A 12142-nucleotide genomic window follows, 5' to 3' on the forward strand; every position below is an offset into this window, starting at 1 on the left:
GCGCTCTGCTCATAAGCCGGATTGTGTGTTCATTCATGCAAGCATGATTCGCCCACAATCCGGCTTATGGCTGAACTGTTACACGTAACTACTTATTTTATAATTGGTTATTTTACAATATATGTAAATCGTGTTAATATAAAGATTAAATCGCATAAACGTAGAAGAACATAAGTATGGATAAAATCATAGACATAATGATAATAGAGACATAACTATAACAGAACCATAAGTATAGATAGAACCACAGATAATGGTTGCAATATTGGCATATATAAAAGAGAGAGATTTAGAAAAAGAGGGTGTACATATGAAGAAAGAAACGAATGATGAGAGAATGGGAACTGCGCCGCTTGGTGGGCTGATGCTGTCGCTGGCAGTACCGGCGGTAGCAGCACAATTGATCAATGTGCTATATAACATTGTCGACCGAATCTATATCGGGCATATTCAGGGAGATGGTGATGTGGCGCTTACCGGAGTAGGTGTTACGTTTCCTATTATCACACTGATCTCGGCATTCAGTGCATTTGCCGGAATGGGAGGAGCGCCGTTGGCTTCCATTGCATTAGGGAAAAGGGATCATGAGCAGGCGGAGAAGATCCTGGGGAATTCTGCTGGCATGCTGGTTCTGTTTTCGATTGTGCTTACGATAGGATTCTCTGTTTTTAAGACGCCGGTGCTGTATGCGTTTGGTGCCAGCGAGACGACGATCAGATATGCGGAAAGTTATATAGGAATCTATTTGATAGGAACAATATTTGTTCAATTTGCGATTGGGTTGAATACATTTATCAGTGGACAAGGGCAGGCGAGAATCGCTATGTTATCAGTGTTAATTGGTGCCGTGATCAATATCTGTCTGGACCCGGTATTCATCTTCCTGCTGAACATGGGAGTAAGAGGAGCAGCACTTGCAACCGTGATCTCTCAGGCAATCAGCGCGGCGTGGGTCGTTCGATTCCTGACCTCTAAGAAGAGTGTCATAAAGTTGAGCATAAAAAATATGCGTCTTAAGCCGCAAGTAGTGAAGCAGATTGCAGGGCTTGGCATCTCGCCGTTCATTATGCAGAGTACAGAGAGTCTGGTCAGTATTACGCTTAATTCCGGGCTGCAGACTTATGGAGGAGACTTGTATGTAGGAACTATGTCAATTATGACCAGTATCATGCAGATGATTGTCATACCGATACAGGGAATTGCACAGGGAGTACAGCCAATCATCAGTTACAATTATGGTGCGGGCAATAGGAAAAGAGTAAAGGGAGCATTTACAAGACTAATTGTAGTTGGGTTTGTCGGAACCTTCGTTTTAGCTGGGATAGCAGTTTTGTTCCCACAGATTTATGCGGAGATATTTACAAATAATGAGAAATTGGTGGAACTGACATGTCAGGTGATGCCAATCTACTTCTTTGGAATTACGATTTTTGGCATTCAGTCTGCTTGCCAGTCAACATTTTTGGCATTGGGACAGGCGAAAGTATCCCTGTTTATTGCGCTTTTGAGGAAAGTAATTCTGTTGATTCCACTGGCAGTTATTTTGCCAAGGTTCATGGGAGTCATGGGAATCTACCGCGCAGAGCCGATTGCAGATATTATTTCAGTGTTTACGACTAGTGTGCTGTTCGTGATCACTATGAAGAAAGTTTTGCGTAATATGGATAGAAGTGTTATGATGGAGGAAGACAAAGAGAAGGAGGTCTAAGATATGAGCAACTATGTGATTACAGTGAACAGTACAGTAGATTTGCCTAAGGAATGGGTGGAAGAGCGGCATGTGCCGGTTATTCCGTTGAAATACACGATAGATGGGAAAACATACGAAGATATGAACGGATTATCTTCAAAAGAGTTTTTCCGGAAATTGCGAGAAGGAAAGATGGCAGTCACTTCTCAAGTAAATCCGGAGGAAGCAAAGAAAGCATTGGAAACGTTCTTGAAAGAAGGGAAGGATGTGCTGCATCTGGGATTCTCTTCTGCGTTAAGCGGAACCTATAACAGTATGCGTATTGCAGGAGAAGAACTTAAGGAAGAATATCCGGATAGAAAGATTATTATCATTGATACTCTATGTGCGTGTCTAGGTGAAGCAATACTTCTATATTATGCGTTGAAACTGAGAGAAGAGGGTAAGACCATTGATGAAGTGGCGGAATGGGTTGAGGCGAATAAACTTCATGTGTGCCATAATGTTACGATTGATGATTTGGACCATCTGCAGAGAGGCGGGCGCATCTCCAAGACGGTTGCTGTTCTGGGCGGCATGGTGAAGATTAAGCCGATGATTCATATGGATGATCACGGATCACTTCAGGTGATTGGCAAGGAACGTGGGCGTAAGAGGTCTTTGAATAAGATTGTAGACATGGCTGTGGAACAGGCAAAAGGCTGGGAGAATGACATCATCATGATTACCCATGGAGATTGCATTGAAGATGCAGAATATGTGGCTGAACTGGTCAGAGAGAAGATGGGAATCAATAACATTCTGATCAATAATATCGGCACAGTGATTGGAAGCCATACGGGTCCTGGAGTTGTTGCTGTATTCTGCATGGGAAACAAACGATAAAGAGACGAACTGAGAAGATCATTGGCAGCATATAAAACGAGAGTGTACAAATATGAACTGTACACTCTCGTTTTATATATTATGCCTGAATCAGGCAAACTACAGTGTAAATATTCCCAAAGCGCTTGCGATAGAACTTGTCAGAATAAGTACAAGGAAGATTGGAGCAACCCATTTGATTACAACGTTGAACATCTTCTCGGCTTTGAATTTGCCGTCAGTAATCTTAACTTCGTCTGCGATTGCTTTTGGTTTTATGATGAACCCTACGAAGACACAGGTAAAGAATGCAACAATTGGCATCAATACACTATTACTTACAAAATCCATTATATCCAGTACGGACATGCCCATCCAACTGATGAAACTCAATGATCCGAAACCAAGAGAAGACGGAATTCCCATAACGGCGGCAAGGATTGCAACCAGGATTCCGGTAAATCTACGGGTCCAGCCGAACTTATCCATGAATACGGATACAATCGTCTCCATCAAAGAGATTGCAGAAGTAAGTGCAGCAAAAAATACAAGTACGAAGAAGATTGTTCCGATCACTCCGCCGAACTTCATGCTTGCGAATACCTTCGGAAGTGTCATGAACATCAATCCAGGACCTGCGCTTAATGCAGAACGGTCTCCGCCGGAGAATGCGAATACGGCAGGAATAATCATCAGACCTGCAAGGAATGCAATTCCTGTATCGAATAATTCAATCTGACGAACAGAACTTTCCAGATGGTTCTCTTTCTTCATATAAGAACCGTAAGTAATCATAATACCCATAGCCAGTGACATTGAATAGAAGAGTTGTCCCATAGCGGCAAGGATTGTCTTCGCGGATACATCTGCCATATGTGGCTGAATATAGTAGACAAGACCTTCCATTGCACCTTCCAAAGTAAGACCGTATACAGCAATGATGATAGTAAGTACAACTAGGATCGGCATCATGACCTTACTTACTTTCTCAATTCCTTTTTCTACACCACATAAAACAACGATGGCTGTCAACCCTAAAAATAATAGGAACCATCCAATTGGCTGCATTGTACCACTGATAAAATCTGTAAAATAAGTATCGCCAGCAGCATCCTGTACGCCGCCGCTTACGAATACAGCGAAATATTTTATAACCCATCCTCCGATAACAGAGTAGTATGGGAAGATGATAACCGGAACAAGGGATGCAAGGAATCCTAAGAATCCAAAACGTCGATCCAATGACTTGAATGCGCCAATTGCACTGATACCGGTCTTACGTCCCAATGCGATCTCCGCGATCATCAGTGTAAATCCGAATGTAACTGCAAGAATCAGGTAAATCAGCAGAAAAGTTCCTCCGCCATATTTTGCCGCAAGATAGGGAAACCTCCATATATTGCCAAGTCCTACAGCAGATCCGGCAGCTGCAAGTACGAACCCGAGTTTGTTGGAAAAATTACTTCTGTCTTTCATGTGAAAAATCCTCCTCAATATATAATAACATTCCAAAAGAAATAGATTATGCTCTATTATTACATGAAAGAACATAATTTTCAAGGAAAAACGCTATTGTTAAGGAAAAAACAAAAACAAAACAAAAATGTGGGTAATAAGGGTAATAAGATAAAAAATCATGTTGACATCATAAGAAAGATGTGGTAAATTAAATGTTGCGTAAAGCGAAAAACAAAGTAGAGTATCCACTCTCACCATAGCACAATCGGGTGACTATTGGTTTGATATTGAGTATAATGTTCTGAATGTATATTATAGAACTTATTATGCAGATATGTAAAGTGGATAGTCGAAAACTATTCACTTATTTTTATTTATTTTTATGATGGGGGTGCAAGACAATTAGCGAATTAATGATTAACGGGCAGATCAGAGACAAAGAAGTACGAGTAATAGGAGAGGATGGACAGCAGTTAGGAATTATGTCCTCAAGAGAGGCAATGAAGCTTGCTCAGGAAGCGGAATTGGATCTTGTGAAGATTGCTCCAAAGGCTCAGCCGCCGGTATGCAAGATTATCGATTATGGTAAGTACAGATATGAACTTGCAAGAAAAGAAAAAGAGGCGAAGAAAAAGCAGAAGACCGTTGAAGTGAAGGAAGTGCGTCTTTCACCTAACATCGAGACCAATGATCTTAATACTAAGGTCAACAATGCGAAGAAGTTCATCAGTAAAGGCAATAAAGTAAAAGTTACCTTGCGTTTCAGAGGCCGTGAGATGGCGCATATGCAGCAGAGCAAACACATCTTAGATGATTTTGCACAGATGCTTGCAGATGTTGCAACTGTAGAGAAGGCACCGAAACTGGAAGGCAGAAGCATGAGCATGGTTTTAACTGAAAAACGTTAAAAATATATACAAATTTTAAGGAGGAAATTATCATGCCAAAAATCAAAACAAATAGAGCAGCTGCAAAGCGCTTCAAAAAAACAGGTACAGGAAAATTAAAAAGAAATAAAGCTTATAAGAGCCATATCTTAACTAAGAAATCTACAAAGAGAAAAAGAAATCTTAGAAAGCCAATCATTACTGATGCAACAAATGTAAAGAACATGAAGAAGGTATTACCATATCTGTAAGATATTGGAACGAAGTATTGAAGGAGGAAAATAAGACATGGCAAGAATTAAAGGCGGAATGAACGCTAAAAAGAAACATAATAGAACTTTAAAGTTAGCAAAAGGTTACAGAGGAGCACGTTCTAAACAGTACAGAGTTGCAAAACAGTCTGTTATGAGAGCTCTTACATCTTCTTACGCAGGAAGAAAACAGCGCAAGCGTCAGATGCGTCAGTTATGGATTGCACGTATCAATGCTGCAGCAAGAATGAATGGATTGTCTTACAGCAAGTTCATGCATGGATTAAAACTTGCTAACGTAGATATGAACAGAAAGATGTTAGCAGAGATGGCTGTAAATGATGCAGCAGGATTCGCAACACTTGCAGAAGTAGCAAAATCCAAATTAGCATAGTTGTATTGGGAATAGATATTATGGCTTCATTTTGCAGAACAGTGTAAAATGAAGCTGTTTTTTTTATTTTATAGAACCAGTTAAATTACAGCGTTGATCCTTCGGTATTGTAAAATATAGAATAGCAAATAAGAGGATGTCCCTACAGTCATGACTTGACTTGGGGACATCCTCTTATTCTACCATATACTAATTTTGGAATTCAGATTCCGGCATATGATTATTAGATCCCTAACTTTTCTTTCATATACTCTATATCGGTTGATTTTCCTGTATAGAGTTCAATTGCAATTAACGCCTGGAAGAGCATCATACTCATTCCATTGTATACTCTTGTACATCCGGCTTCTTTTGCCTGACGCATCATTACCGTCTCCCTTGGAGCATATACGGTATCCGTTACGATCAGATCAGGACGGAAATACGATGTATCCGGGATATTAGAAAGGTCTTCCAGCGGATGCATACCAACGCCTGTCGCATCGCAGAAGATATCCGCTTCTTGCATTTTTGCTTTCAGAAGATCCAGATCTGCAAGATCATTCATCGTTGCCTTGCATTCTGTATTATTGTTGATCTTTTCTACAATCTCTTCACCGCGGGCATAGAATTTATCCTTGATGTTGAAAATATGAAGTTCGGCAATTCCTTCCAGGGCTCCGCAGACTGCAATTGCTGTAGCAGCACCGCCTGTTCCGATCAGAACCATCTTCATTCCTTTAATGTCAATTCCTTCTTCTTTGATACCCTGCCAGTATCCCATACCGTCAGTATTATATCCTTTTAATTTTCCTGTAACCTGTCCATTTTCATCGCGGGTATTAACAACTGTATTGATTGCTCCGCAAAGTTTGGCTGCTTCGTCGACTTCTTCCAAATACTTGTGAACAACCGTCTTGTTCGGCATAGAGATGTTGGAACCAAGCATTTTTAATGCACGGATACTATTGACAGCAGCTTCCAGAGAATCATTATCTACTTCAAACGCAAGTTGGATAACATCATCCCCATTCTTGTCATATGCAAGATTATGTGTTGTCGGTGACTGTGAGTGACGGATTGGATAAGCCATTAATCCAACCAATTCTGTATGTCCTGTTATATTTGGCATTGTGATTACCTCTTTCCTTCTATTAATATTATTCTGTTATTTTATCTCATCAAGGTCTAATAGTCCTTTGAATTCAAGTACGTTCAGGATTGCACGACCATCCATTGTGCCTTCCATAATACGGCGTGCCCGGATGGAATCACCAATCGGGTAGATAAATGTATCCGTGTCGGCAAATGTTTCCTCAAGTGCCGGGAGGATTGGATTATTTGCCCTCATTCCGAGACAGTTGAATCCAAGGTCAAACTCAAGCTCTTTGATCTCTCCATCAGGCGTCTTTACAACGAAAGCATTCTCTTTTACTTCCTGGAGTGCTGTGTTTACGTATTCTTTTACACCGTATTTATCATGGGTCTCCCGCATCGAACATTTAGTAATAGGATCAGCGATCATGCCAATCTCAGGGAGCATATCGACGATAGAGCATTGGGCTCCACGCGGTGCAAAATATTCAATGACATCGAGACCTACGGAACCGCCGCCCATGACAACGACTTTTTTCCCTTTGCAGAAGTCATCCGGATATTTTCCTGCGTTCAGATTATTAATCATATCAAAAATCGTCGCAACATTACCGGCTTCAATATTCTCTCTCAGACCAGGGATTGGAGGAACCAGCGGTACGGAACCTGTTGCATTGACAACAATATCCGGTTTGTAGGCTTTGATCTTCTCAATCGTAGCTTCGGTATTTAAGAACAAATATAAATTCGGCAGTTTTTCCGCACGTTTTTCCAGATATTTCGGGAAATCCTTCATACGTGTTTTGCTCGGAAGGTCAGAAATAAATGTGGACAATCCACCGATATGATCTTTCTTTTCCAGTACAAATACATTACATCCAACTTCGGCTGCAGTACATGCTGCCTCAAGGCCGGCAGTACCAGCGCCTACGACAACAACGTTGCAGTTTTTCTTAACTTTCAATTTCTTGTAGATATCTCCCTCCGGAACCGCAGGGTTAACAGTACAACGGATCGGGCGGTTGACGCCAATACGGTTCCCCGCGCAGCCTACATTACATGAGATACATTTGCGAAGCATCTCTTCTTCGCCGTTTTGTACTTTGATTACCCAGTTTGGATCAGCGATTAATCCACGACCCATACCGACAATATCTACATCACCGCTTGCAAGAATCTGCTCTACAACTTTTGGATCGCGGTAGTTTCCAGCATTGATTACTGGTTTGCCGTATTTTTCTTTTACAGCCTTTGCTTGGTAAGAACGCCATCCATCAGGCATATAGTTTGAATCAATCTGATATTGGAGAGATGGGTTCAATGCACATGATACGTCATACATATCTACGAACTCATCAATATACTGCAGATATTCCAGAGTATCTTCCAGGGTATTTCCGCCAAGCACACGCTCCTCTGCGGAAATACGCACAATAATCGGGAACCACGGTCCGACCTGTCTGCGGATCTCTTCCAATACCATCCGCGGGAAGCGCAGACGATTCTCTACCGTTCCACCGAATTCATCTGTTCTCTTATTGTAATATGGGGAGATGAACTGGCTCATCAGATAAGAATGTCCACAATGAACCTCAACGGCATCAAAACCGATAGCCTGGGCTCTTTTTGCAGCTTCACCATATTTTCTCACTGTTGTAAGAATCTCTTCTTTGGTCATTGGACGTGGAATATCACCGCCGACTTTTGTTGGAATATTAGAAGAGGAGACTGTCGCCACTTCTGTTCTTGCAGAAGAAGCAGAAGCGCCTGCATGGTTAATCTGTATGGCAACTGTCGCGCCGTTCTTATGAAGATTCTCGACTAACTGATAGTAACGCGGCATAAAACTGTCATGATCGATACGGATCTGACTTGTTCCATTGGAACCAACAGGATATTCTACATTGGCATTCTCTACAATGATCAGGCCAACTCCGCCTTTCGCGCGTAATGAATAATAATTCATGTGGCGGTTACTCATCTCGCCACTTGTCTCGCCGTAATTTGATCCCATCGGAGTCATAGCAATGCGGTTACGAATTGTCATTCTCTTTACCGTTAAAGGTTCAAAAATTTTGGGATAATTTGTTTTCATAAATCCTTCTCCTTATTGTCTTTTTCGCAGAAGGCATTTCTTATGTTTGTGACAATATCATTATAATTCCGGAGAACAATAATATAAAATATCTTTATTGTTTTTTTTTGATACCTTCAGGCTATCATTTTTCTGGTTCTATAAATTGTTTGGCAGATAATGCGCCTTTTTGCTTCATATATTCAATGAATCTTTCGACAGCTGGAAGATGATAGCGGTCCCGAATCCAGAACATGAAAGTGTGATGTACTAGTTCAATATCACTCAGTTTGTAGATATCTACACGGTTCTCGTCGATCTCTTCGATCTTTGGAACAAGCGCTATTCCGAAATTCTCGCTTACCAATGCTACGATTGAGTGCTCATCCGGACATTCCACTACGATGTTAGGATGGAGCGAAAGCCTTTTGTATAATTGTTTTGTATAATTTCCAAGCCAGGATTCCCTGTCATATCCAATCACCGGATAATGATTAATTTCCTGGATGGAGACGGATTCTTTCTTCTCAAGTTCATGTCCCTTTGGTGCGATCAGTACAATTTCATCAGATAATATAGGAAAGAATTCGAATTCTCCATTTTCCATATATCCGCCAAAGCCAACATCCAGTTCTCCGGATTTGACCTTTTTTGCAATTGCGCTTGTATGATTCTGGAAGAAATTAAACGTAACATTCTTATTTTCTTCTTTATTTAGGAAATCTCTCACATTATGAGGGATATAATGAAGCGCGAGAGGAAATACATATCCGATATCAATCTTTCCGCCATTATTTGCAAGTTCATTCATCTTATTTTTTGCGTTTTCGCACTCTTCGATAATTCGGTTCGCATATTCCAGGAACAGTCTTCCTCCTTTTGTCAAACTGACACATCTTCCGTTTTTTTCAAAGAGCAGAACCCCCAGTTCCGTTTCCAGTAGCGCAATGGAGCGGCTAAGTGATGGTTGGGAGATATAGAGTTCCTCTGCAGCCTTTCGATAATTCTCATAGTTAGCAATTGTCCGAAAATAATAAATCTGATTGAGCGTCATGCCTGCCTCCTGTCATTTACTAAAAATTACTTCTGTAAACATCTGTTAATATACTTTTTATTGAACATTAGCAGTTCGATAAGTATAATTTACCATTTTTTTTCATATTTCACAATCTTCTGCGATATGTTATTTGGCAATTCGATAGTTTAAATGCATCAACTCTTGTACTTATTGGTATTGGAAATCTCACATAGGCATTGATAAAATATAGACAAACAAATCGTTGATTTTTTAACGATATGGTGTGGCGTTTCTTGTGTTTGTGACAAAATATCAAGAATAGCAAAGGAAAAGGAGAGTATCTCTAATGAACAAAAAGTATTTACCAAGTGCACTTATTCTTTATTTAAATTATTTTATTCATGGCGTTGGATGTTCTGTTCTGGGGCAGGCTGTAATAAAAGATGCTTTGGCTGCAAGCTGGGGGGTTGAAGCAATGGCGATTACAGCAATCTCTGCCGCGTTGGGTCTCGGACGACTGATTGCACTTCCGTTTGCGGGTCCGCTTTCAGATAAATTGGGACGCCGCATCTCATGTGTAATCGGAGGAGCGTCCTATGCAATCTATCTGATTGGTCTTGCGCTGGCATTTAACGCAGGAGCAAATGGCGGTTATCAGATCGCTTATATCTGCGCAATTCTCGGTGGTATTGCGAACTCTTTTCTGGATACAGGTATCTACCCTGCAGTTGCGGAAGTATTCTATTCGGCACCTAGTGTTGCAACGATGGGAATCAAATTTTTTATCGCTATTTCACAGATGCTTCTTCCATTCGTGCTTGGGGTTGCTGTAACAACAAGCGCAGCAGGTCTTGTATCTTACAACCCGTTATTCATTGGCTGCGGCATCTGCTACATTGTATTAGTGGTTCTGATCCTTTTTGCTCCGCTTCCGGATACTGATGCGCGCAAAGAAAAGAAAGAAGGACTTCTTGAGAGCCTGAAAAAGACTCATTTCTCTATCGAATCCATCGCTATGATTCTGATTGGATTCACTTGTACAGGTACATTCCAGTTATGGCTTAACTGTGCCCAGAATTTTGCAAAGGAAGTTGTTGGATGGGCAGATCCTTCTATTATGCAAACATATTATTCCACAGGAACTCTGCTTGCGCTTATCGTGACAGCATTCTTAACTCGTAAGATCAAAGATGTACGTTTTATCCTGATCTACCCTGCAATCTGTCTTGTGACGATGATCCTGGTATTGGTAAGCAGAACCCAGGGGTTATGTATCGCAGGTGCTTTCGTAATCGGATGGGCGGGAGCCGGAGGACTTCTTCAGATTGCTACTTCCGTATGCAATATGCTCTTTCCAAAGATCAAAGGTACTGTTACGGCATTGGTTATGATCGCATCATCCCTGTGTAACTACACAATCCTGACAGCGGCTTCTAAGATGACTCCGTCAGGTGTTATGACGATGAATATTGTTCTTACTGCAATCGGTGTGGCTTTGGGAGTATTTGTAAATATGCGTTATTCCAAAATGCTTGCTCTTGCATCTGCTGAGTAATTGCATTAAAATTTAACTAATATACATATAGAAAGGATAAGATTATGAAAACAGTTTGTGTTAGAAATATTGAAATCGGAAGTGGCATTCCGAAGATCTGCGTGCCAATTGTTGGAGTGACCAAACAGGAGATCATTGCTGAGGCAAAAACTTTTGATTCTATTCCGGTTGATGTTGTGGAGTGGCGTGTAGACTGGTTTGAAGGGGTATTCAACTTTGAACAGGTTCTGGATGTGTTGAAAGACTTAAGAGATGCATTAGGCGATACTCCAATTCTTATGACATTCCGCACCTCGAAAGAAGGCGGAGAAAAAGCGATTGAAGATGATGCTTATGCCGAGTTGAATATCCGGGCAGCCCAGTCGGGATATGTAGATCTGATTGATGTAGAAGTATTTACCGGTGACGAAGTTGTGAAGAAGATTATTGCCGGCGCTCATGAAGCAGGGGTGAAGGTTGTCGCATCTAACCACGACTTTTTCAAGACTCCGGACAAAGATGAGATTGTGTCACGGCTTAGAAAGATGCAGGAATTAGATGCTGATATTCCGAAGATTGCTGTTATGCCGCAGAATAAAAAGGATGTCCTTACACTTCTCGCAGCGACAGAAGAAATGGTATCTGAATATGCAGACAGGCCTGTTATTACAATGTCTATGGCGGGTACAGGCGTTATCAGCCGCTTATGCGGAGAAGTCTTTGGCTCGGCGCTTACCTTTGGCTCAGCTGCGAAGGCTTCCGCTCCGGGACAGATGGAAGTGAAGGATCTGAATACGGTTCTGACCTTGCTTCACAAAGCGTTATAAATAATAAAAGTTCTATATGATTGTCCAAAATTCGTTAAGAATTTTGGACAATATTTAAGTAACATCCTATA

The 12142-nt window shown here is 41.1% G+C and carries 11 protein-coding genes; 7 read left to right on the forward strand and 4 right to left on the reverse strand.

The window, feature by feature from the left end; genetic code table 11:
• Positions 1 to 310 precede the first annotated feature (310 nt).
• Positions 311 to 1708 carry an MATE family efflux transporter gene (locus ACQRBN_RS06965; RefSeq protein ID WP_427738271.1) on the forward strand — a complete coding sequence of 466 codons (1398 nt, stop codon included), beginning with the start codon at positions 311 to 313 and terminating at the stop codon, positions 1706 to 1708.
• A gap of 3 nt (positions 1709 to 1711) precedes the next feature.
• Complete coding sequence (locus tag ACQRBN_RS06970) at positions 1712 to 2575, forward strand: DegV family protein (protein WP_427738272.1); 864 nt, start codon at positions 1712 to 1714, stop codon at positions 2573 to 2575.
• A 99-nt stretch (positions 2576 to 2674) separates the two neighbouring features.
• Here ACQRBN_RS06970 and ACQRBN_RS06975 read toward each other — a convergent pair whose 3' ends face one another.
• A complete protein-coding gene (locus ACQRBN_RS06975) occupies positions 2675 to 4030 on the reverse strand; it encodes a sodium-dependent transporter (protein WP_427738273.1) in 1356 nt (451 codons plus the stop codon).
• A 395-nt stretch (positions 4031 to 4425) separates the two neighbouring features.
• Between ACQRBN_RS06975 and infC the strand changes: the two genes are divergently transcribed.
• Genes infC through rplT form a run of 3 tightly spaced genes read left to right on the forward strand, consistent with a single transcriptional unit; the run spans position 4426 to position 5544 of the window.
• The gene (gene infC / locus ACQRBN_RS06980) at positions 4426 to 4920 is read left to right on the forward strand and encodes a translation initiation factor IF-3 (protein WP_427738274.1); all 495 of its coding nucleotides are present in this window, start codon (positions 4426 to 4428) and stop codon (positions 4918 to 4920) included.
• 32 nt (positions 4921 to 4952) lie between these two features.
• Complete coding sequence (rpmI, locus tag ACQRBN_RS06985; protein ID WP_004606643.1) at positions 4953 to 5150, forward strand: 50S ribosomal protein L35; 198 nt, start codon at positions 4953 to 4955, stop codon at positions 5148 to 5150.
• Positions 5151 to 5187: 37 nt separating this feature from the next.
• On the forward strand, positions 5188 to 5544 hold the full coding sequence (gene rplT / locus ACQRBN_RS06990) for a 50S ribosomal protein L20 (protein WP_427738275.1): 357 nt from the start codon (positions 5188 to 5190) through the stop codon (positions 5542 to 5544).
• A gap of 223 nt (positions 5545 to 5767) precedes the next feature.
• Here the strand turns inward: rplT and ACQRBN_RS06995 are convergent, their stop codons facing one another.
• The 3 genes from ACQRBN_RS06995 to ACQRBN_RS07005 form a co-directional block, all read right to left on the reverse strand.
• The gene (locus ACQRBN_RS06995) at positions 5768 to 6655 is read right to left on the reverse strand and encodes a quinate/shikimate dehydrogenase (protein ID WP_427738276.1); all 888 of its coding nucleotides are present in this window, start codon (positions 6653 to 6655) and stop codon (positions 5768 to 5770) included.
• A 36-nt stretch (positions 6656 to 6691) separates the two neighbouring features.
• Positions 6692 to 8713 carry an FAD-dependent oxidoreductase gene (locus ACQRBN_RS07000; RefSeq protein ID WP_427738277.1) on the reverse strand — a complete coding sequence of 674 codons (2022 nt, stop codon included), beginning with the start codon at positions 8711 to 8713 and terminating at the stop codon, positions 6692 to 6694.
• Positions 8714 to 8837: 124 nt separating this feature from the next.
• Positions 8838 to 9746, reverse strand: a complete 909-nt coding sequence (locus ACQRBN_RS07005; protein ID WP_427738278.1) for a LysR family transcriptional regulator — start codon at positions 9744 to 9746, stop codon at positions 8838 to 8840.
• 310 nt (positions 9747 to 10056) lie between these two features.
• On the opposite strand from ACQRBN_RS07005, the gene ACQRBN_RS07010 reads away from it, so the two are divergent.
• On the forward strand, positions 10057 to 11265 hold the full coding sequence (locus tag ACQRBN_RS07010; RefSeq protein WP_427738279.1) for an MFS transporter: 1209 nt from the start codon (positions 10057 to 10059) through the stop codon (positions 11263 to 11265).
• A gap of 44 nt (positions 11266 to 11309) precedes the next feature.
• Entirely contained in the window at positions 11310 to 12071 is a 762-nt protein-coding gene (aroD, locus tag ACQRBN_RS07015; RefSeq protein WP_427738280.1) for a type I 3-dehydroquinate dehydratase, read from the forward strand.
• Positions 12072 to 12142 lie beyond the last annotated feature (71 nt).

Source organism: Bariatricus sp. SGI.154 (genome assembly GCF_050313795.1).
Taxonomy (GTDB): Bacteria; Bacillota; Clostridia; order Lachnospirales; family Lachnospiraceae; genus CAMBRQ01.